This is a genomic window from Cellulomonas sp. KH9 (genome assembly GCF_900114185.1).
In the GTDB taxonomy this organism is placed as follows: Bacteria; Actinomycetota; Actinomycetes; order Actinomycetales; family Cellulomonadaceae; genus Cellulomonas.
Genome location: NZ_FOSE01000004.1, coordinates 545,711 through 566,305, shown reverse-complemented (window position 1 = coordinate 566,305; position 20,595 = coordinate 545,711). Strand labels below are relative to the sequence as shown.

Annotated in this window: 17 protein-coding genes; 6 read left to right on the top strand and 11 right to left on the bottom strand. The window is 75.5% G+C overall.

Annotated elements, in window-relative coordinates; translation table 11 throughout:
- Nucleotides 1-24: 24 nt before the first annotated feature.
- The 8 genes from BMZ16_RS15510 to infC all read right to left on the bottom strand — a co-directional run bounded on the left by BMZ16_RS15510 (nucleotide 25) and on the right by infC (nucleotide 12,674).
- Nucleotides 25-4,962, bottom strand: a complete 4,938-nt coding sequence (locus tag BMZ16_RS15510; RefSeq protein WP_089802213.1) for an ExeM/NucH family extracellular endonuclease — start codon at nucleotides 4,960-4,962, stop codon at nucleotides 25-27.
- Between the two features lie 293 nt (nucleotides 4,963-5,255).
- Complete coding sequence (pheT, locus tag BMZ16_RS15505; RefSeq protein ID WP_089802005.1) at nucleotides 5,256-7,835, bottom strand: phenylalanine--tRNA ligase subunit beta; 2,580 nt, start codon at nucleotides 7,833-7,835, stop codon at nucleotides 5,256-5,258.
- A 1-nt stretch (nucleotide 7,836) separates the two neighbouring features.
- Complete coding sequence (gene pheS, locus BMZ16_RS15500; RefSeq protein WP_089802003.1) at nucleotides 7,837-8,907, bottom strand: phenylalanine--tRNA ligase subunit alpha; 1,071 nt, start codon at nucleotides 8,905-8,907, stop codon at nucleotides 7,837-7,839.
- 259 nt (nucleotides 8,908-9,166) lie between these two features.
- Complete coding sequence (gene thpR / locus BMZ16_RS15495; protein ID WP_089802000.1) at nucleotides 9,167-9,823, bottom strand: RNA 2',3'-cyclic phosphodiesterase; 657 nt, start codon at nucleotides 9,821-9,823, stop codon at nucleotides 9,167-9,169.
- Between the two features lie 63 nt (nucleotides 9,824-9,886).
- A complete protein-coding gene (locus BMZ16_RS15490) occupies nucleotides 9,887-10,717 on the bottom strand; it encodes a TrmH family RNA methyltransferase (protein ID WP_255366728.1) in 831 nt (276 codons plus the stop codon).
- Nucleotides 10,718-10,910: 193 nt separating this feature from the next.
- The gene (gene rplT, locus BMZ16_RS15485; RefSeq protein ID WP_089801998.1) at nucleotides 10,911-11,297 is read right to left on the bottom strand and encodes a 50S ribosomal protein L20; all 387 of its coding nucleotides are present in this window, start codon (nucleotides 11,295-11,297) and stop codon (nucleotides 10,911-10,913) included.
- 63 nt (nucleotides 11,298-11,360) lie between these two features.
- The gene (gene rpmI, locus BMZ16_RS15480) at nucleotides 11,361-11,555 is read right to left on the bottom strand and encodes a 50S ribosomal protein L35 (protein ID WP_046528208.1); all 195 of its coding nucleotides are present in this window, start codon (nucleotides 11,553-11,555) and stop codon (nucleotides 11,361-11,363) included.
- Between the two features lie 87 nt (nucleotides 11,556-11,642).
- Complete coding sequence (gene infC, locus BMZ16_RS15475) at nucleotides 11,643-12,674, bottom strand: translation initiation factor IF-3 (protein ID WP_255366744.1); 1,032 nt, start codon at nucleotides 12,672-12,674, stop codon at nucleotides 11,643-11,645.
- 524 nt (nucleotides 12,675-13,198) lie between these two features.
- On the opposite strand from infC, the gene BMZ16_RS15470 reads away from it, so the two are divergent.
- The 3 genes from BMZ16_RS15470 to BMZ16_RS15460 all read left to right on the top strand — a co-directional run bounded on the left by BMZ16_RS15470 (nucleotide 13,199) and on the right by BMZ16_RS15460 (nucleotide 15,657).
- Nucleotides 13,199-13,612 (top strand): Fur family transcriptional regulator, encoded by a 414-nt coding sequence (locus BMZ16_RS15470; RefSeq protein ID WP_089802207.1) that lies wholly within the window; start codon nucleotides 13,199-13,201, stop codon nucleotides 13,610-13,612.
- 69 nt (nucleotides 13,613-13,681) lie between these two features.
- Nucleotides 13,682-15,184: a catalase gene (locus BMZ16_RS15465; protein WP_089801996.1), complete on the top strand. Its 1,503-nt coding sequence runs from the start codon at nucleotides 13,682-13,684 to the stop codon at nucleotides 15,182-15,184.
- A gap of 95 nt (nucleotides 15,185-15,279) precedes the next feature.
- On the top strand, nucleotides 15,280-15,657 hold the full coding sequence (locus tag BMZ16_RS15460; protein ID WP_089801994.1) for a DUF1844 domain-containing protein: 378 nt from the start codon (nucleotides 15,280-15,282) through the stop codon (nucleotides 15,655-15,657).
- A 42-nt stretch (nucleotides 15,658-15,699) separates the two neighbouring features.
- Here the strand turns inward: BMZ16_RS15460 and BMZ16_RS15455 are convergent, their stop codons facing one another.
- A complete protein-coding gene (locus BMZ16_RS15455; protein ID WP_255366727.1) occupies nucleotides 15,700-16,935 on the bottom strand; it encodes an MFS transporter in 1,236 nt (411 codons plus the stop codon).
- Nucleotides 16,936-17,103: 168 nt separating this feature from the next.
- On the opposite strand from BMZ16_RS15455, the gene BMZ16_RS15450 reads away from it, so the two are divergent.
- Genes BMZ16_RS15450 through BMZ16_RS15440 form a run of 3 tightly spaced genes read left to right on the top strand, consistent with a single transcriptional unit; the run spans nucleotide 17,104 to nucleotide 18,967 of the window.
- Complete coding sequence (locus BMZ16_RS15450) at nucleotides 17,104-17,769, top strand: hypothetical protein (protein WP_089801992.1); 666 nt, start codon at nucleotides 17,104-17,106, stop codon at nucleotides 17,767-17,769.
- Nucleotides 17,766-18,515 (top strand): S1C family serine protease, encoded by a 750-nt coding sequence (locus BMZ16_RS15445; RefSeq protein ID WP_089801990.1) that lies wholly within the window; start codon nucleotides 17,766-17,768, stop codon nucleotides 18,513-18,515. Before BMZ16_RS15450 ends, BMZ16_RS15445 begins: the two co-directional genes overlap by 4 nt.
- Nucleotides 18,516-18,553: 38 nt before the next feature.
- The gene (locus BMZ16_RS15440) at nucleotides 18,554-18,967 is read left to right on the top strand and encodes a spore germination protein GerW family protein (RefSeq protein WP_143082858.1); all 414 of its coding nucleotides are present in this window, start codon (nucleotides 18,554-18,556) and stop codon (nucleotides 18,965-18,967) included.
- Between the two features lie 93 nt (nucleotides 18,968-19,060).
- On the opposite strand, the gene BMZ16_RS15435 is transcribed toward BMZ16_RS15440, so the two are convergent.
- Together BMZ16_RS15435 and priA are read right to left on the bottom strand one after the other, a co-directional pair.
- Nucleotides 19,061-19,789 carry an SseB family protein gene (locus tag BMZ16_RS15435; protein ID WP_089801986.1) on the bottom strand — a complete coding sequence of 243 codons (729 nt, stop codon included), beginning with the start codon at nucleotides 19,787-19,789 and terminating at the stop codon, nucleotides 19,061-19,063.
- Nucleotides 19,786-20,538 carry a bifunctional 1-(5-phosphoribosyl)-5-((5-phosphoribosylamino)methylideneamino)imidazole-4-carboxamide isomerase/phosphoribosylanthranilate isomerase PriA gene (gene priA, locus BMZ16_RS15430; RefSeq protein WP_089801984.1) on the bottom strand — a complete coding sequence of 251 codons (753 nt, stop codon included), beginning with the start codon at nucleotides 20,536-20,538 and terminating at the stop codon, nucleotides 19,786-19,788. Before priA ends, BMZ16_RS15435 begins: the two co-directional genes overlap by 4 nt.
- Between the last annotated feature and the right edge of the window lie 57 nt (nucleotides 20,539-20,595).

Genomic DNA, 20,595 nt, shown 5'->3' with positions numbered 1-20,595 from the left:
TCGGGCCCCTGCGTGCCGCCCTGGTCAGCCGCGGACCGTGACCGTGCGGCTCGTGCTGCCCGCGACGCCCGCCGCGTCGTCCGGGACGAACACCGCGGTCAGACGGTGCGTCCCGCTGCCGAGGTCGCGCGGGACGGTCCCGATCGCCAGGCCGAGCACCACGTCCGCGCGTGCCACGACGCGCTCGCCCTCGCGCAGCTCGACACGGCCGGCCGGGAGCCGGGCGGTGTCGAGGCCCACGGTCGCGACCCACACCGACGGGACCAGCCGCGGGATCGGCGACTGGACGACCGACAGCGACGTGGTGCTGGTCGCCTGCTCGACCGTCACGGTCACCGGGTCGGACTGCGAGCCCGCCACGGCGTCCGTGCCGGCGTACCGCGCGACGACCTCGTAGGTGCCGACGGGCGTGTCGGCCGGCAGCGTGAGCACCGCCCGCCCGCCGCGCAGCGACGCCGTGCCGAGCACGTCGTCGCCGGCGACGAGCTGGACCGACCCGGTGGCCGGACCCTGCGACGTCACGACCGCCGTGAGCCGCACGCGGGTCCCGCGCGTGCCGAACACCTGCGTGTCCGGTGACGCGCTGAGCGTCGTGGTCGAGGCCTCGCCGGCGACCTCGACCGTGAACGGCACCGAGGCGGTCGTGCCGCTGGGCGACGCGACGACGGTGAGCTCGTGCCCGCCGGGCGCGAGGTCGGCCGGGACGGTGACCGTCACCTGCGCCGACGCGTCCGGGCCGTCGCCCCGGACCAGCGGGAACGTGCCGAGCGACGCCTCCCCGAGGAGCACCTCGACCGACGTGTTCTCCGGCGCCCCCAGGCTGGTCAGGTTGATGCCGCCGACGGTGAACGTGAGCTCGCCCCCGGGCGCCACCGGCTCCGTGAGCGCCGGCACCTCGACCGCCCGCTCCGCGAAGTCCGGTGCGGTGCCCGGGTGCGCCTCGAGGTACGCGATCCACGCGTCCCGGTCGATCAGCCCGGAGTCGGCGGTGCCGGTCCCCTCGGCCAGCACCCGGAAGTTGTCCCCGCCCTGCGCGAGGAACGAGAACGTCCCGATGCGGTAGTCGGCCTCCGGGTCGACCGGCTCCCCGTCGACCGTGACGGACGTGATCCGGTCGCCGAGCTCCCGTGCGGCGTCGTAGGTGTAGGTGACGTTGTCGGACAGCCCCAGCTGCAGGTACGGGCGGCTCGGGACCGATCCGTCCGCGTTGGTCTGCCACTGCTGCTCCAGCATCGTCACGACCTGGGCACCGGTGAGCGTGGTGGTCCAGAGGTTGTTGACGAACGGGAGCACCGCGTTGGCCTCGGCGTACGTCACCGAGCCGTCGGGGGCGTACAGCAGCTCGGCACGCATGCCGCCGGGGTTGACGACACCGATCTGCGCACCGCCGCGCTCGGGCGCGGCCAGCGTGTCGAGCAGGGCGTCCGCGACGAGCGAGCCGAGGGCCGACTCGCGGCTGCGGTCGTCCCGACCCGTCGTGGTGCCCGGCGCCGAGCCGACGTACCCGCCGTCGACGTACTGCCCTCCGGTGAACGCCGTCGTGACGTCCGCCGTGACGGACCCGACGGGCTGCGACCCGACCTCGTTCGCGTACGCGAGCGCCGCCGCGACGATCTGCGCCACCTCCGCGACCCGGGGGTAGGCGGCCACGAGCTCGGCGTCCGGGGTGGTCGTGCGCGCCACGTTCTCGGCCGTGGCGGCCGTGACCTCGTCCGTCGCGGGGTCGTACGTCAGCACGACCTTGCCGAGGAGCTCGCCGTAGGACCCGGTCTGCACGACCGGCCGGGTCGCGTCACCGTCACCGTCACCGACCGGCCCGAACCACGCGTACTGCTTGTGCGTGTGGCCCGTGAAGATCGCGTCCACCGCGGGGTCGGTGCCCGTGACGATGTCGGCGAACGCGCCCCCGGCCGCGAGCTCCTCCTCGAGGGTGGCGCCGTCGGGCGTGCCCGCGCCCGCCCCCTCGTGGTACTGCGCGACGAGCACGTCCGCCTCGCCGTTCGCCTCGTCGCCGTCGGTGAGTGCGGCGGCCACGCGGTTCACGGCCTCGACGGGGTCACCGAAGTCCAGCGCGGCGATCCCGCCCGGGGTCACCAGCGTGGGCGTCTCCTCCGTCACCACCCCGATGACGCCGACGGTCACGCCACCCATGTCGAGCAGCGCGTACTCGTCGAGCGCGGGCGTCGTGGTGCCCTCCCGGTAGACGTTGGCACCGAGGTACGGGAACCGCGCGTTCTGCCCGCCCGCGATCACGCGCTCGACCAGGTCGTCGTACCCCTTGTCGAGCTCGTGGTTGCCGATCGCCGACGCCCCCAGGTCGAGGGCGTTGAGCACGTCGATCGTCGGCTGGTCGTCCTGCACCGCCGACGCGAACAGCGACGCGCCGATGTTGTCGCCCGCCGAGAGGAACGCGACCGGGCCGTCGGCCGCCGCGCGCTGCTGCTCGACCGTCCCCGCGAACCTCACGGTGTTGGCGTCGATGCGCCCGTGGAAGTCGTTGATGTTGAGGAACGTCAGGTCGACCGGGCCCTCGTTCGCGTCACCGGCCGTCAGCCCCACCACCACCGGGTCGTGGTCCGACGAGCGGTAGGCGTCGGGAGCGAAGAACGTCGTGCCGTGGTAGCCGTACCGGCTGTACTCCAGCGCGATGGACTCGGGGGCGTTGATCTCCCAGACGTCGGCACCGGTGGCCCGCCCGGCGGCCGCCTCGTTGAGCAGCACGTGGTCGAGCGACCCCGAGAGCCCCTGGAACGAGTACGAGTACTGGCCGGGCGCGAGCAGCGCGACGGCGTCGACGTAGCCCGCGTCGTCCAGCACCTGCAGCGGGTCCTCCCGCGTGAACGCGTTGAAGTCGCCCACCAGGACGACCGCCTCGGCATCGCCCTGGACGGTCGGGACCCAGTCGCGCAGCGCCGTCGCCTGGCGCACGCGCGACTCGTTCGACGCGCCCTGCCCGTCGCCCGCGTCGGCGTCACCGGGCCACGGCCCCGCCGAGCCCTTGGACTTGAAGTGGTTGACGACCACGAGGAACGGCTCGCCCCCGCCCGTCGGTGTGAAGACCTGCCCGATCGGCTCGCGCGCGTTGCCGAACGCCTGGTCGTCACCGGACTGGTCCCCCAGCGCGCGCGCGGCGCCCGTCGGGGTCACCGCGGCCGGCTGGTAGATGATCGCGTTGGTGATGACGTCCTGCTCGGCAGCCGGCGGCAGCTCGTCGGACGAGGGCACGAACGCCCAGCGGTCCTCGCCCGCCCCCGCGTTGAGCGCGTCGACCAGGGTCGCGAGGGCCTCGTCGGCCACGCCGTCGACGCGGGCGGAGTTCTCGATCTCCAGCAGCCCGACGACGTCGGCGTCCAGACCCTCGATCGCCGCGACGACCTTGGCCTGCTGCCGCTCGAGGTCCGCCGCGTCCCAGGCGCCGCGCTGGTCGCAGCCCTCGCGCACCGTCACGGGCTCGCCCGACGGGTCGCGGTAGGCCACGCAGGACGCGGCCTCGTCACCGAGGGTCGTGAAGTAGTTGAGGACGTTGAACGACGCGACCGACAGGTCGCCGCCCACCGGAGAGGGTGCCGCGGGGCGGTCGTCCTCGAAGGTCACGGGAGCGGGACCGCCCGCGACGACGGGCGCCGTCGGGTTGAGCTTCCACGTCCCGTTGCGCCAGTCGACGACCAGCGGCTCGGTGACCTGGACGGCCGCGCCGACGCGCACGGGGTTCTGCAGCGACACCCACGGCGGGGTCAGGCCCCCGTTGCCGGAACCGAGGAAGTTGGTCGTGGCACCGTCGTCCAGGACGACCCCCCGCGCGGCGTTGTCGGCCGCGACGGCCGCCGCCTCCGGGGACCCGGGTCGCGCCACCTCCGTGGGCTGCAGCAGCGGCGTGGTGCCGACCGCGAGGCCGACCTCGCCGTACTGGTTCGTGCCGTACGTGTTCGAGACGGTGAGGTCGCCCGTCGGAAGGACGAGCATCGACTCCAGCGCCTCGCGCGCGGCGGCGTCGGCCGGCCACGGCCCGGTCACCGGCACGGGAGCGTCGGCGGTCGGCAGCTCCTGCACGTCGGCGGCGGCGCCGACGGTGACCTGCGTCAGCCCGTTGAACTCGACGACCTCACCCGTGACCTGCAGGTGCTGCCCCACCGCCACCCGCCCGACGGTCGTGGGCGAGTACACGAACACGGCCTGGGAGCCGTCGCGCACCGCGTCCCCGCCCGTGCCCGGCGCCTGCAGGACGTAGCCCGCGAGGCCGCCGGCCGGGTAGGCCGCCGTCACGACCCCGGACGTCGTCACGCGCCGCCCGACCAGGGGGGACGCGTCACCCGTGCCCTGGACCGCGGCGATGGTGACCGCCTGCGGCTCACCCGGCTCCTCGGGCTCCTCGGGTGCCGCACCGGACGCCGTCGGCGTGGGCGCGCCGGCCCGGAAGTCGGCAGCGTTGTCCGCGGTGTGGGTGTGGGCGGCGTCGCGCTGCACGGACGTCGCGTTCGTCGTCGCGGGGGCGGGTGCGGACCCCGCCCACGAGGTCGCGCTCGGGCCCCAGCCGACGAGGTCGACGACGGCGTCCACCTGGGCGCACCCCGCGCTGCACGTCAGGGCGTCCGTGCCCTGCACCAGCGCGACCTTGCCCGCGGTGCCGCTCATCGGCACGCCCGTGCCCTCGAGGTCGACGGGCACGTCGGGCGCCGCGGTGTTCGCGCCGAACGCCTGCCCCACGACGAACGTCGCCCCCGCGGGCACGCTGCCCGACAGCGGCGTCACCTGCCACGTCGCCCCGCCGGCCGACGCGTACTGCAGCGAGTACCCGGCCAGGTCGAGCGGTGCCTCGCCCGGGTTGTACAGCTCGACGAAGTCACGGTCGAACGGCGCACCGGAGTTGCCCCCGCCGCCGTACACCTCGTGGAGCAGCAGGGGCGCGTCGGGCGACACCGCCGCCTGCGCGGCTCCCGCGGTGGCCAGGCCACCGGTGAGCATCACGGCGAGCGCGGTGAGCGCCCCCGTGGACCGTCGTCGTGCGTGCACGCGGATCTCCTCCGTCGGGCGCGCGAGGGGTGGGTGACCACGCCTCGTCGCGCGAGCAGCGGCCGTCACGCGGACGGCCGGTCTCACCCTGCGCGGTACATCCGGTTCGTCGCAACTACCCGACAGTAACTATCTGGTGAACTCATCCGACGACGCCCGGTTCACCCCGGTTCGCCCACCGGCCGGATGCACCGACGACGACGGGCCGGCCCGGGGCGACCCGTGACCGGCCCGTCGCGCGACGCTCAGGCGCGCAGCTCGGCGCCCACCCGCGCGTGCGCCTCGGCGACGACCGCGTCCCGCACGGCGGCCGTCTCCTCGGCCGTCAGCGTCCGGTCGGCCGCCCGTAGCCGCAGCGCGAACGCGAGCGACGTGCGCCCGGGCCCGACCTGGTCGCCGACGTAGACGTCGAACAGCCGCACGTCCTCCAGCACGTCGCCCGCGGTCGACGCCGCCGCACCCGCACGCACGGCCGTCAGCACGTCCGCGGCCGGCACGTCGTCCGCCACGACGAGCGCGACGTCCTCCTTCGCCACCGGGAACGTCGAGACGGGCACGGCCTCGACCGGCTCGGGCGACGACGCCGCGAGCAGCGCCGACAGGTCGGCCTCGAACGCGACCGTCCGCGCCGGCAGACCGAGCGCGCTCACGACGTTCGGGTGCAGCTCCCCGGCATGGCCCACGACGACGCCGTCGAGCGTCGACAGCCGCGCGCAGCGGCCCGGGTGGAACGGCGCCCGCTCCCGGTCGGCCGTCACCGCGAGCTCGACGCCCGCGAGGCGCGCGAGGTGCTGCACGTGCGCGATCGCGTCACCGTGGTCGGCCCGGCGACCCGCGCCCCACACCCCGGCCGGCTCCGCCAGACCGGCAAGCACCCCCGCCACGTGCAGCGGCTGCCGCGGCACGGCCGCGTCGAGCGCGGCGAGGTCCTCGTCCGCCGGTCGCGCCCCACCGGGCAGGCGCGGCGCGACACCGGCACCGGCCGCCGGCAGGGTGACGAGCCCGAGTTCGAAGACGCCCACGTCGGACGTCCCGCGCGCGACGTTGCGGCGCGCGGTGTCCAGGAGCGTCACCAGCAGGTCCGTGCGCATGAGCGGCTGGCCGTCGGCGAGCGGGTTGACCAGGCGCACCGCCCGGCGGCGCTCGTCGTCCTCGGGCAGGCCGAGCGCCTCGAGCTGGTCGGCCCCGACGAACGGGTAGCTGAGCACCTCGACGAGGCCCGACGCCGCGAGGGTGTCCGCGACCGCGCGGCGCAGCCGCTGGTCCCGGGTCAACCCGCGACCGGTCGGGGCGGGGGGCACGATCGACGGGATCGCGTCGTACCCGCGCAGGCGGGCGACCTCCTCGACCAGGTCGACGCCGGCGACCAGGTCCGGGCGCCACGACGGCACGTCCACGCGCCACGGCACGGCGTCACCCGCGACCGTGCAGCCGATCTCGGTGAGCGTCGCGCGCACCTCGTCGTCCGTGTACGGGACGCCGACGAGCCGCGCGGCCTGCGCGGGGTCGAACGCGACCGGCGCCGGCGCCGACGTGCGGTCGACGTCCGTCAGCGCGTCCTCGACCGTGCCGCCGCCGTGCTCGACGAGCAGCGCGGCCGCCCGTGCGACCGCGACCCGCGGCAGCTGCGGGTCCACGCCCCGCTCGAACCGCTTGGACGCCTCCGACGTCAGCCGGTGCCGCCGCGACGAGCGTGCGACGGACACGGGGTCGAAGTGCGCGGCCTCGAGCAGCAGGTCCGTCGTCTCCCGGCCCACCTCGGAGTCCGCGCCGCCCATGACCCCGGCGATGCCGAGCACGCGTGCGGCGTGCCCGCCCGTGGAGTCGGTGACGAGCAGGTCCTGCGGGTCGAGGGTGCGCTCGACGTCGTCGAGCGTGGTGGCCTTCTCCCCCGGGCGCGCCCGGCGGACGACGACCGGCGCGGTGAGCGTGGCCAGGTCGTAGGCGTGCATCGGCTGCCCGAGGTCGAGCATGACGTAGTTCGTCACGTCGACCGCCAGGCTGATCGGGCGCATGCCGGCCTGCGTGAGGCGCTGCTGCATCCAGGCCGGGGACGGGCCGGACGCGCGCACGCCGCGCACGACCTGCGCCACGAAGCGGTCGCACCCGGGCACCCCGTGGATGCCCTCGTCGTCCGCGATCTCGACCGCGAACCCGGCGGGGCGCTCGCGCAGCACCTCGTCCGACGCCACGCCGGGGTCGGTGAAGCGTGCGCCCGTCGAGTGCGCGTACTCCCGGGCGACGCCGCGCATCGCGAAGCAGTACCCGCGGTCCGGCGTCACGTTGATCTCGAGCACCTCGTCGGCCAGGCCGAGCAGGCGCAGCGCGTCCGTGCCGGGCGCGGTCTCCTCCTCGCCGTAGCCGAGGCTCGACAGGACGATGATCCCGGCGTGGTCCTCGCCGAGGCCCAGCTCGCGCGCCGAGCAGATCATGCCGTCGGACACGTGCCCGTACGTCTTGCGCGCCGCGATCGGGAACGGCCCGGGCAGCACGGCGCCCGGCAGCGCGACGACCACGCGGTCACCCACGCCGAAGTTGTGCGCACCGCACACGATGCCGCGCGCCACCGTCGGGTTGCCGTCGTCGTCGAGCTCGTTGTGCGCCCCCACGTCGACGCGGCACCAGTTGATGGTCTTGCCGTTCTTCTGCGGCTCGGGCGTGAGCTCGAGGACCTGCCCGACCACGAGCGGGCCGGTCACGCCGGAGGTGTGGATCTCCTCCTCCTCGAGGCCGACGCGCACGAGGTCGGCGGCCAGCTGCTCGGCCGTCAGGCCGGCAGGGAGCTCGACGTGGTCGCCGAGCCAGGTCAGCGGGATGCGAGGCATGTCAGATCACCGTCCGGAACTGCTGGGAGAAGCGCACGTCGCCCTCGACCATGTCGCGCATGTCGGCGATGCCGTGCCGGAGCATGAGGGTGCGCTCGATCCCCATGCCGAACGCGTACCCGGAGTACACGTCGGGGTCCACGCCGCAGGCGCGCAGCACGTGCGGGTTGACCATGCCGCAGCCGCCCCACTCGATCCACCCGGGCCCGCCCTTCTTCTGCGGGAACCACAGGTCCATCTCGGCGCTCGGCTCGGTGAACGGGAAGAACGAGGGACGCAGCCGGGTGCGCGCCTCGGGCCCGAACATCGCGCGGGCGAAGTGGTCGAGCGTGCCCTTGAGGTGCGCCATCGTCAGGCCCTTGTCGACCGCCAGGCCCTCGACCTGGTGGAACACGGGCGTGTGCGTGGCGTCGAGCGCGTCGGTGCGGAACACCTTGCCGGGGCACGCGATGTACACCGGCACGCCGCGCTCGAGCATCGTGCGCGCCTGCACGGGCGACGTGTGCGTGCGCAGCACGAGACCCGACCCGTCCTCGGCCGCGTCGCCGTCCTGCGGCGCGACGAAGAACGTGTCCTGCATCTGGCGCGCCGGGTGGTCGACGCCGAAGTTGAGCGCGTCGAAGTTGAACCACTCGGCCTCGAGCTCCGGACCCTCCGCGATCTCCCAGCCCATCGCGACGAACACGTCCGCGATGCGCTCCGAGAGCGTCGTCAGGGGGTGGCGCGCACCCAGCGGGTGGCGGTCGGCGGGCAGCGTGACGTCGACCGACTCCTCGACGAGCACGCGCGCGTCGCGCTCGGCCTCGAGCTCGGCCGTGCGCGCGGCGATCGCCGCGTTGACGCGCCCGCGGGCCTGACCCACGAGCCTGCCCGCGGCGGCCTTGTCGGGGCCGGGCAGCGTGCCGATCGCCCGGTTGGCGAGCGCGAGGGCGCTCGTGTCACCGGTGTGCGCGAGGCGTGCGGACTTCAGGGCGTCGAGGTCGCCGGCGGCGGCGACCGCCGCGAGGGCGGCGTCGACGGCTGCGGCGACGCCGGCGGCGTCGAGCGGGGACAGCGGTGTGTCGCTGGTCATCAGGACCTTCCAGGGCGGTTCGGCGACGGCCGGACCGTGCGGCGCGGACAGGTCACGCGGTGCACGTCGGCCGGCTGGGCAGTCTAGTGGCGCCCGTCCCTGGGCGGTCGCGACGTCCGGCGCGGACGTGGACCTCGGTCACGCTCCTCAGCGTGCGTGCGCGCGTGCGCGGCCCGGGACGGGCCGCGGAAATCGTCGACCACCCGATGTCCGGGTGAGCAGGTGCGCGCGCATACGGCCATGCTGCCACAGCACCGGCTCACGCCCCGAGCGGAAAGGTCCCGACCGTCGTGTACGCCGGTCCCCCGCCGCGGCCCGCCCCGGGCCGCGACTCGACCAGCGTCAGGGCGTCGACCGTCCACCGCGGCCCCTCGTACACGGCCAGCGCCTGCTCGAACACCTCCGCCGGTGCGAGGTCCCGACGTCCCGCCTCCGCCGCCCGGCCCGGCCCCCGGCCGCCGCGCGCGGCCGTCACCGCGCGGGAGCCCCGCCGCGGCGGGCGTGCCCCCGCACGCGCCCGCCCGACCGTCAGGTGCGGGCGGTGGCGGACCCGCGCGTCGGGCGGTGCACCGTGCGCCTCCCCGACCGCGCGGGCACCGGCCGCGAGGTCGACCATCGCCGTCACGTCGCCGGAGGCACCGACCCACAGCGTGCGGTGCGCGAAGACGCCCGCCCCGCGCAGCTGCAGCCCGAAGGGGCGCGCGCCGGCCGCCACGTCCACCAGCCCGGCGGCGAGGTCGTCGGTCGCCGCGTCGGGCAGGGTGCCGTAGAACGCGGCCGTGAGGTGCCACGTCTCCCGGGCCGACCAGCGCACGCCCTCGTCCTGACCGCCCGCGCCCCGCCGCACGACGGCGAGCGCGAGGTCGAGGTGGTCGAGCACGTCGTCGGGGGGCCACACCGCGGCGAACAGTCGCATGGGCCCAGCCTGCCAGGCGCCCGGCGCGCCGCGCGGGGCGGTGCGCAGCGCCGTCGGCGCGGCTCAGCGCTGGGCGCGCCCCGAGGCGTACAGGCACACGGCGGCCGCGGTGGCGAGGTTCAGCGACTCGGCCCGCCCGCGCAGGGGCACGCGCACCGCGGCGTCGGCCAGCGCGAGGTCCTCCTCGCGCAGCCCCCACGCCTCGTTGCCGAACACCCAGGCGGTCGGGGCCGCGAGGTCCGGCACCCCGGCCGGCGCCGTGCCCGCCACGTCCAGCAGGTCGTCCAGGTCGTGGGGGGCCGACCCGTCGGCCGCCAGGACCGTGAGCCCCGCCGCGCGCAGCCGCGCCACCACCTCGGGCAGCTCGGGGCCGCTGACCACCGGGAGGTGGAAGAGCGATCCGGCGGTCGAGCGCACGGCCTTGGGGTTGTGCACGTCGACGCTGCTCGCGGTGAGCACGACCGCGCCCGCACCTGCCGCGTCGGCCGCACGCAGCACGGTGCCGGCGTTGCCCGGGTCGCGGACGTGCGCGAGGACGGCGACGAGTCGGGGGCGCGCGGCGAGCACGTCGTCGAGGTCGGCCCGCACCTGGTCCACGACCGCCACCACGCCCTGGGCGTCCGGGCTCATCGCCTCGAGCACCTCGGGCGTCCCGGTCCGTACGCGCGCTCCCACCCCGTGCGCGCCCTCGACGATCTCGGGGTGGCGGCGGGCGGCGGCGGGCGTGAGGTACACGTCGTGCACCCGCGGTGCACCGGGACCCACGGCCTCGCGCACCGCCTGCGGCCCCTCGACGAGGAACGTCCCGGACCGCCGCCGCACGCTGCGGCTCGCCAGGGCCCGGACGGCCTTCACACGCTCGGCACGGGGGTTGGTCAGCAGCTCGTCGGGCACGTGCCCATCATCCCCGCTGCCGGCGCCGTCCCCCGCACGCGGGCGCGGGGACGGCGCCGGCGGCGCGCGCCGTGCGTCCGCCGGGTCCGGTCGACGACCCGTGTGCAGGGACGACGACGCCCCCGCCGTCACGAGGACGACGGGGGCGTGCCGGGCGCGGTGCCGGCGCCGTGGCGCCGGCGGTACGCGTGGGTCAGGCGGCGGCCCGGGGCGCGTTGACGTCCTCCGGGAGCGCCGACTTGGCGACCTGCACCAGCGCGGTGAACGCGGCGGCGTCGTTGACGGCCAGGTCGGCGAGGACGCGACGGTCCACCTCGACACCGGCGGCCTTGAGGCCCTGGATCAGGCGGTTGTAGGTCATGCCGTTCTCGCGGGCCGCAGCGTTGATCCGCTGGATCCACAGCTTGCGGAAGTCGCCCTTGCGCGCCTTGCGGTCGCGGTAGGCGTACACCAGGGAGTGGGTGACCTGCTCCTTGGCCTTGCGGTACAGCCGCGAGCGCTGCCCGCGGTAGCCGCTCGCCCGCTCGAGGGTCGACCGGCGCTTCTTCTGGGCGTTGACCGCCCGCTTCACGCGTGCCACGTGATGCTCCTTGCCTTGTCCGGGGCTCGATGCCTCCGCCAGGGGCGCTGACGCGCCGGCGGGTCAGCGACCGAGCAGCTTCTTGATCTTGGGGGTGTCGGCGGGCGAGACGACGACGTCACCGGCGATGCGGCGGGTGCGGCGGCTCGACTTGTGCTCGAGCAGGTGGCGACCACCGGCCTGCTCGCGCATGACCTTGCCGGTGCCGGTGACCCGGAACCGCTTCTTGGCACCGGAGTGCGTCTTGTTCTTCGGCATGGCTGCCGTGTCTCCTTGTCGTTCGCATCGCACGGTCGTGCGACTCGTGGGTCGTCCGGACGCGGGGTGGGCGCGTCCGTGCGGATGTCAGCCGGACTGCTCGCCGTCCGCGGCGCGCGGAGCGGGTCGCGGAGCAGGCTTCGGGGTCGCACCGGGCCGGGGTCCGGGTCGCGCCGCGGGGTTCGGCGTCGACGTCGGGGCGGCGGGGCGCGGGGCGGGTGCCGGCGGGCGGGGCGTGCTCGCCGCCGGTGCGGGACGCGCGGCCGGGGCCGACGTGCGCGGCGCCGGTGCCGAGCTCCGCGGCGCGGGGGCCGAGGTGCGCGGTGCCGACGAGCGCGGTGCCGAGGTCCGGGGTGCGCTCGCCGAGGACGGGCGCGGCGCCGCGGACCGACGCGGGGCGTCGGACGGGGCGGACGGCGCTGACGCCTCGGGGGCCGACGCGGCAGGAGCCTCGGCCGCGGGAGCCGGCGCGGCGGGAGCCTGTGCGGCGGGCGCCGCCTGCTGCTCCGCGGCACGCCGCTCGGTCGCGACCGGGGGCCACGGGATGTGCTCGACGTGCTCGTCGCTCGCCGTGGACTCCCCGTCCTCCGGGTTCGCCTGGGCGGCGGCGCGACGCTGCTCGTTGCGCTGCTCGGCCTTCTTCTTGGTCGGCCCCAGCACCATGATCATGTTGCGGCCGTCCTGCTTCGGCATGCTCTCGATGAAGCCGAGCTCCGAGACGTCGGCCGCGAGGCGCTGCAGCAGGCGCACACCCATCTCCGGGCGCGACTGCTCGCGGCCGCGGAACATGATCATGACCTTGACCTTGTCGCCGGCCTTGAGGAACCGCTCGACGTGGCCCTTCTTGGTGCCGTAGTCGTGCGGGTCGATCTTCAGCCGGAAGCGGATCTCCTTGAGGATCGTGTTCGCCTGGTTGCGCCGGGCCTCACGCGCCTTCATGTCGGCTTCGTACTTGAACTTGCCGAAGTCCATGATCTTGCACACGGGCGGACGCGCGGTCGGTGCGACCTCGACCAGGTCGAGGTCCGCGTCCTGGGCCAGACGCAGGGCGTCCTCCAGGCGCACGATGCCGACCTGCTCACCGTTGGGTCCGACGAGTCGGACCTCGGCGACGCGGATCCGATCGTTGATGCGGGGCTCGCTGATGTGGTGCTCCTCGGGTTCGTCGTGTCGGACCTCCAGGAACGAGGAAGGCCCCCGCCCTGGGCACAGGCGGAGGCCTCGTCCGGCACCGACGGACGCACGAGGCGTGCCGTCGACCGGCCGACGGGGCGAAACCCGTCGACCTGCGGACCGGGACCCGGACCCCTGTCGTCGGACGAGCCGAACGGTCGGGGCCGGGTGGGAGAAGCTCCACTTGTGCATCCACCCCACCGTGCGTCCCCGACTCCGGCACGGACACCCGGGTGTGCTCCCGGAGGGCCGTGCGACAGGACGAGGGCGCGCGACAGCGCGGATCAGTCTCGACCACTCTAGCAGACCGACGGCCGCACACACGCTGGGGCGCCGGACGGGCAGGCCTCACCCTCGCTGCACCCCGCTCGACCGGCGCCGCCTCGCGCGACCGACGGGTCCGCCGCGCCCCGCACACCCTGCGACTGCAGAAACTTGAACGGTTCCAGAAAAGGTGGTCGAGTGTGCCCGTGACCGACACCGACCTGCTCCGTGAGCACGGGCTTCGGGTGACCGCCCCGCGGCTCGCCGTGCTCGACGCGCTCGGCGGTCGCGCGCACCTCGACGCCGACGCGGTGCTGCGGGAGGTCCGCACGACGCTGCCGAACGTGTCCGTGCAGGCCGTCTACGACGTGCTGCACGCGCTCGCCGACGCAGGCCTGCTGCGTCGCATCGAGCCGGCGGGCCACCCGGCCCGCTACGAGCGGCGCACCGGGGACAACCACCACCACGTCGTGTGCCGCGGCTGCGGCGCGCTCGACGACGTCGACTGCGCGGTCGGCCACGCCCCGTGCCTCACCCCCAGCTCGACGTCCGGCTTCGCGGTCGAGTCCGCCGAGGTCACGTTCTGGGGCCTGTGCCCCACCTGCCGGTCGGCCGCCTGACCCACCGCCGCCCACCGGCACCACGATCCCCGCCGGGCCCGTCCGCCCGGTCGACGAGAGGAACCCACCTTGTCCCACGTCCCGCCCACCACCACCAACTCCGGCGCACCGGTCGCCTCCGACGCCCACGCCCTGTCCGTCGGCGCCGACGGCCCGATCGCCCTGCACGACCACTACCTGGTGGAGAAGCTCGCGCAGTTCAACCGCGAGCGGGTGCCCGAGCGCGTCGTGCACGCCAAGGGTGGCGGTGCGTTCGGCACGTTCACGGTGACGAACGACGTGTCGGCCTACACCCGCGCCGCGGTGTTCCAGCCGGGCGCGACGACCGAGATGCTCGCGCGCTTCTCCACGGTCGCCGGTGAGCAGGGCTCCCCCGACACGTGGCGCGACCCGCGCGGCTTCGCGCTGAAGTTCTACACGACCGAGGGCAACTACGACCTCGTCGGCAACAACACCCCCGTCTTCTTCATCCGCGACGGCATCAAGTTCCCCGACTTCATCCACTCCCAGAAGCGCCTGCCGGGCTCGCACCTGCGCGACAACGACATGCAGTGGGACTTCTGGACGCTGTCCCCGGAGTCGGCGCACCAGGTGACGTGGCTCATGGGCGACCGGGGCATCCCGGCCACGTGGCGGAACATGGACGGGTTCGGCTCGCACACCTACCAGTGGATCAACGCCGCCGGTGAGCGCTTCTGGGTCAAGTACCACTTCAAGACCCAGCAGGGCATCGAGAACATGCCGGCCGAGGTCGCCGCGCAGCTGGCCGGCTCGGACGCCGACCACCACATCCGCGACCTGTACGAGCACATCGAGGCCGGCGACTTCCCGCGCTGGACGCTCAGCGTCCAGGTCATGCCGTACGCGGACGCGGCGGAGTACCGGTTCAACCCGTTCGACCTCACCAAGGTGTGGCCGCACGGCGACTACCCGCTGATCGAGGTCGGCGTGATGGAGCTCAACCGCAACCCGGAGAACTACTTCGCGCAGATCGAGCAGGCGACGTTCGCGCCGAGCAACTTCGTGCCCGGCATCGCGGCCAGCCCGGACAAGATGCTGCTCGCGCGGATCTTCTCCTACGCCGACGCGCACCGGTACCGCGTGGGCACCAACCACGCGCAGCTGCCGGTGAACGCGCCGAAGTCGCCCGTGCACTCGTACTCGCAGGACGGCGCCGCGCGGTACACCTTCTCCTCGGCGACCACGCCGGTCTACGCGCCCAACTCGGTCGGCGGCCCGGCGGCCGACCCGGCCCGGGCGGGCGAGGGCGGCTGGGAGTCCGACGGTGCGCTCGTGCGCACGGCGGCGACCCTGCACCCCGAGGACGACGACTTCGGCCAGGCGGGCACGCTCTACCGCGAGGTCTTCGACGACGCGGCACGCGCCCGGTTCCTCGACACGATCACGGGTCACGTCGGCGGCGTGAAGCGCTCGGACGTGCGTGAGCGCGCCATCCAGTACTGGACCAACGTCGACGCCGGCCTCGGCCAGGCGCTGCGCGAGCGCCTGACGGCCCTCGACGCTCCCGTGGAGACGGGCGAGCCCGGCACCGCGAGCGTCCCGGTCGCCTGACGCACCCGTCCACCACGACGGCCCCGCACCCCACCGGGTGCGGGGCCGTCGTGCGTGCGGGCGGGGTACCGGGCGCCCGGTGAGAGGATCGACGCATGAGCCACACGCACGCCGACGACGCGGCCACCGACCCCACGACCCAGGCCGTCCGCGACATCGCCGACGTCGCCGCCGTCGAGGTGATCACCGCCGCCGCGGTCCACCTCATGAGCGCCGCGGCCGTGAAGTGCGGTCTGGCGGAGGACGACGAGCAGGGGCCCGGGTCGCGGCACCGCGACCTCGACGAGGCGCGCAAGCTCATCACCGCCCTCGCGGCGCTCGTGGTGACCTCGGCGCCCGACATCGGCAACCAGCACGCCCGATCGCTGCGCGACGGCCTGCGCTCGCTGCAGCTCGCGTTCCGTGAGGCGTCGCCGTTCCCCGACGCGCCCGGCGAGGGCCCGGGCGAGTCGTTCACCGGCCCGGTGTCCTGACACCGGAGGGCACCGGCGACCCGCCGGTGCCCTCCGGTCGGGTCAGCGCCACGCGGGGTCCTCGAGCGGGTCCCGCACCGGCGCGGTGAGGCCCTCCGCCACCACGGGGGCGGAGCCGTCCCGTGCACGCCGCCGCCCGGCGAGCGCGACCACGACGAGGCCCACGGCGGCCACGGCGCCGCCGACGACCGCCGCGGTCGCGAACCCCGCGCCCGCGCCGGCGCGGTCGATGACGACCCCGCACAGGGGTGCGCCCAGCGCGTTGCCGACCGTCTGCATGGTCCCGCCCCACCCCATGACCTCGCCGCGACGCTCCTCGGGCACCAGGCGCACGAGGGTGGCGTTGATCGACGCGAGGACGGGCGCGCAGGGCAGGCCGGCGATGACGACGGCAGCCGCGAGCGCCCCGCGGCCGTCGGCGAACGCGGCCGGCAGGGTGGCGAGCGCGAGCAGCGCCACCAGCACGAGCGGTGCGGGCTGCCGCGGGCTGATGCCGTGCAGGAGCCCGCCCACCAGCGACCCGCCCGCCCACAGCGCGACCATCCAGCCCACGTCCTGCGGGCGTCCGGCGTCGTTGAGCGCCGCGACGAGGGACACGTCCGTCCCCACGATGACGAAGGCCGCGGCGACCGCCGCGAGCAGCACGACCAGCAGCCGGGGCGTCACGACCCGCCCCACGGGGGCGTCGGCCGGGCTCACGGCCGACCGCGTCGGGGGGTCGGCCCACAGCAGCAGGGCGCCCCCGCCGACGGTGGCGACGCCCACCACCGTCAGCGCCAGCGCGCTCGAGCCGCCGGTCACCAGCAGCACCCCGAGCACGGGGCCGAGCATGAAGGTCAGCTCCGTCATCACGGAGTCGAGCGCGAACGCCGCCTTCTGCTGCGCGGGCGGCACGAGCACGGACAACGACTGCCGCACGACCGAGAACACCGGGACGAGGAAGAGGCCAGCGACGAACACCACCGCGACGAGGGCCGCGTAGTCCAGGTGCGGGGCGGCCAGCCACACCGCCGACTCCACGACGACCGACGGCAGGACCGCGCGCCGCAGCCCGATCCGGTCGACGAGCCGTCCCCGCCACGGGGCACCCACGGCGAGGCCGACGGTGAGGGACGCGGCCACGACACCGGCGCGTCCGTAGCCCTCGTCGAGCGCCCCGACGACGTGCAGCGTGAGCACGACCCCGGACATGGCGTGCGGGACGCGGGCGACCAGCCCGATGAGGAACAACCGCGCCACACCGGGCAGGCGCAGGACGTCGGAGTAGGCGGAACGCACGATCGACCATGCTGACACGGTGCGCGCGGCCGCCCGTCCGGCCCGCGCCCGTGATGCCCGGATGGTCCGGTGCGGCACGGGCGAGGCGCGTCACACTCCCGGACGCAGGCCCGGGGTCGTCCGCACCGGGTCGCCGTGGTCCTCGCGACGCCGCCCTATCCTGGGGCGATGACCGGACCGAGCGGCCCGACACCCGACCCCGGGCACCACCACCCCGAGCCGTGGGCGTCGACGCCGACCGCCCCCCTGCCGCCGGGCTGGGCCGGGCCCGAGCCCGTCGCGGCCGGCCGCCGCACAGCCCCGGCGCCGACGGAGCCGCCGCGGGGCCGCCGTGCGACCACGGTGCTCACGCTGCTCCTGGTCGCGGTGCTGGCGACGGCCGGCGTGGTCGGCTGGCGTCTGTGGGAGACCACGGCCGCCTGGGAGGAGTCCGCCGCCGAGTGGGAGGCCCTGGCGCGCACCCACGGCGAGCAGCTCGCGCAGACGCAGGCGGAGCTCGAGGCCGCGACGGGCGAGCTCGACGCCACCCGCGCCCAGCTGGCCACCGCCCAGGCCCGCATCACCGAGCTGGCCGACGAGAAGGCGCAGCTCGGTGACACCACGGCCGCGCAGCAGCAGCTCGCCGACTACCAGGAGCGCATCTCGCAGGCGGCCGGACGGGTCGCCACCGCGCTGGCCACGTGCGTCGACGGTCAGGAGCGGCTGATCGGCTACCTGCAGGACGCCGCGTCGTACGACGCGGCCGACGTCGCCCGGTTCCGCGCGGACGTCGAGCGCGTCTGCGGCGCCGCCTCCGACGCGAACGCCTCGCTGCAGAGCGAGCTGTCCCGGTGAGGACGCCGCACCGCACGCGGACGCTCGCACCCGTGGCCGCGCTGGTCACGGTGCTGCCGGTCGTCGGCGGGTGCGCTGCCCTGCCCGATCCCCCGGCCCCCGTGCCGACGAGCGTCGTGCCCACGGCCGTCCAGGTGCCGCCCGTGGACGCCGCCGGGTCCCAGCTGTCCCCCGACGGCTTCGACGCCGCGCAGCGGATGGCGGTCCGGATCCGCAACATCGGCTGCGGCGGCCTGTCGACCGGGTCGGGCTTCGCGCTCGACGAGCACACGCTGGTCACCAACCGGCACGTGGTCGCGGACTCGGCCGAGCTCCAGCTGAGCACCTACGACGGGCGCGACGTGGCCGCCGAGGCCGCGAGCACGGCCGGGCTGGCGGACCTGGCGATCGTCCGCACGGTCGACGCACTGCCCGCGGCGCCCGTCCTGGCGGAGGCCGACCCCCAGGTCGGCGACCCGGTGACCGTCGTGGGGTACCCGCTGGGGCGGCAGCTGACCGTCACGGACGGCCGGGTCTTCGCCGCGGTGACCGACCCGCTGCACGCCAACCTCGGCGAGGTGCTCGTCACCGACGCCCCGGTCGAGCCCGGCAGCTCGGGGTCGGCCGCGCTGGACGCGGACGGCCGCGTGATCGGCGTCGTGTACGCGAAGAACACGGACGGGATGAGCTTTCTGGTGCCCGTGAGCACGTTGCGCGCCATGCTGGACGACGACACGGCGTTCGCGCCGGCCCCGACCTGCGGGTGAGCGCGGGCCGGTCCACGATGACGACGGGACGGCACGACATGACGGAGCGCAGGTTCGACCCGGGCACCCTGACCCGGGCGGCGGAGGACACGTTCACGGTGCGCCGGGTGTTCGGCGAGGCGTACGAGCGCGACGGCCGCCTGGTGGTGCCGGTCGCCCGCGTCACGGGCCTGACCGGCTCCGGGGCGGGCGGCGGCGGCGGGGACATGGCACCCGCGGACGGCGCCGACGACGGCACCCGAGGCACGGGACACGTCGCGCACGGCACCGGGGACGGCGGCGGGGGCGGGTTCGCGACGCACGTGACGCCGCTCGGCGTCTTCGTCGTGGACGACCACGGGGCCCGCTGGCAGCCGACCCTCGACCTCAACCGCGTGATCCTCGGCGGTCAGGTCGTGGCCGCCGTGGTGGCGAGCGCGTGGGCCGTCGCCTGGGCCGTCCGCCGTCGCTGAGCAGGACGTCGCGCGCGCCTGCCGGGCGTCCGCGGGACAGCCGTGCAGAGCGGAGCGCCGTGCGGACCTGCGCCCCGCTCCGCGGTGTGGTGTTCAGGCCGCGCGGACCCGGAGCTCGAGGGAGTCCACGCGCGCTGCGACCACGGGGTCGTGCGCGAGCGCGTCGTTGACCTGGGCGAGCACACGGTCGAGCGCGGCGCGGTCCAGGCCGGCCGGCAGCGCGAGCCGGACGGCGACCTCCGCCCGGGTGCCCGGCACGGCCTCCGCGTCGACGACGAGCCGGACGTCCGCGAGGGCGGCCCGCACCGCGGTGCGCACCTCCTCGTCGACCTGTCCGTCCTGCACGGCGGGCTGCCAGGCCAGTCCCTGCGCCAGCGCGTAGACCGCCGTGCGCGGCAGCGCGACGGTCACGGGGCCGGCGGCGTCCAGCACCATCACCTCCCAGCCCTCGGCGACCGCCGAGAGCGCCGCGCGGGCGACGGCGGTGGGCACCGGCCGGGCGTCGGCCCGCCAGCGGGTCATCGCCTCGACGCCGGTGAACACCGGCAGCGCGGTGCGGCCGTCCGGCGTGCGCAGCGCGACGATGCCGGCGGACGCCTCCTTGTCGACGGTGTGGGCCCGGCCGTCGTGCTCGACGACGTCGGCCACCTCGAGCTCGGCCAGCACGGGCACGAGCACGCGGGTACCCGCGAGCGCCGCCACGACGTCGGCGAGCGCGGCGTCGTCGGCGGCGTAGCGCGCGAGCACGGCCGCCAGCCCGGCGTCGGCCGACCCGTCGTCACCGGCGAACGGCGACGACGGCGGCAGCTCCCGACCCCTCACGGGCGCCCGGCGACGTCCAGCGCCTGCGGCAGCGTGAACGCACCCGCGTAGAGCGCCTTGCCGACGATCGCGCCCTCGACGCCGACCCCGACGAGCCCGCGCAGGGCGTGGATGTCCTCGAGGCTGGAGATGCCGCCCGACGCCACGACGGGCGCGGACGTGCGGGCGCACACCTCACGGAGCAGGTCCAGGTTGGGTCCGCGGAGCGTGCCGTCCTTGGTCACGTCGGTGACGACGTAGCGCGAGCAGCCCGCGGCGTCGAGGCGCGCGAGCACCTCCCACAGGTCGCCGCCCTCCTGGGTCCACCCGCGCGCCGCGAGCGTGGTGCCGCGCACGTCGAGCCCCACGGCGATCTGCTCGCCGTGCGAGGCGATGACGCCCGCGGTCCACTCCGGGTCCTCGAGCGCGGCCGTCCCGAGGTTGACCCGGGTCGCCCCGGTCGCCAGTGCGCGCTCGAGCGACGCGTCGTCGCGGATGCCGCCGGACAGCTCGACCTTGACTCCCTTGGCCGCCAGGTCGGCGGCCACCTTGCCGAGCAGGACCGCGTTGGTGCCGCGGCCGAAGGCGGCGTCCAGGTCCACCAGGTGGATCCACTCCGCCCCGCCCGCGTACCAGTCGAGCGCGGCGGTCAGCGGGTCGCCGTACGCCGTCTCCGAGCCGGCCTCGCCCTGCACGAGGCGGACGGCCTGGCCGTCGGCGACGTCGACGGCGGGCAGCAGCTCGAGCCGGGGCTCACGCGTGGGAGTCATGGGTCCTCTCCAGGTGGGGCCGCCCCGGACCTCCGACGGGCCGGTGCGGTGACGTGC

What these genes read in the sequence shown, in the direction of transcription:
- BMZ16_RS15510 (WP_089802213.1), bottom strand. Translation starts at nt 4,962, where the DNA reads ATGCTCACCGGTGGCCTGGCCACCGCGGGAGCCGCGCAGGCGGCGGTG.
- pheT (WP_089802005.1), bottom strand. Translation starts at nt 7,835, where the DNA reads ATGCCTCGCATCCCGCTGACCTGGCTCGGCGACCACGTCGAGCTCCCT.
- pheS (WP_089802003.1), bottom strand. Translation starts at nt 8,907, where the DNA reads ATGACCAGCGACACACCGCTGTCCCCGCTCGACGCCGCCGGCGTCGCC.
- thpR (WP_089802000.1), bottom strand. Translation starts at nt 9,823, where the DNA reads ATGCGACTGTTCGCCGCGGTGTGGCCCCCCGACGACGTGCTCGACCAC.
- rpmI (WP_046528208.1), bottom strand. Translation starts at nt 11,555, where the DNA reads ATGCCGAAGAACAAGACGCACTCCGGTGCCAAGAAGCGGTTCCGGGTC.
- BMZ16_RS15460 (WP_089801994.1), top strand. Translation starts at nt 15,280, where the DNA reads ATGAGCCACACGCACGCCGACGACGCGGCCACCGACCCCACGACCCAG.
- BMZ16_RS15450 (WP_089801992.1), top strand. Translation starts at nt 17,104, where the DNA reads ATGACCGGACCGAGCGGCCCGACACCCGACCCCGGGCACCACCACCCC.
- BMZ16_RS15440 (WP_143082858.1), top strand. Translation starts at nt 18,554, where the DNA reads ATGACGGAGCGCAGGTTCGACCCGGGCACCCTGACCCGGGCGGCGGAG.
- priA (WP_089801984.1), bottom strand. Translation starts at nt 20,538, where the DNA reads ATGACTCCCACGCGTGAGCCCCGGCTCGAGCTGCTGCCCGCCGTCGAC.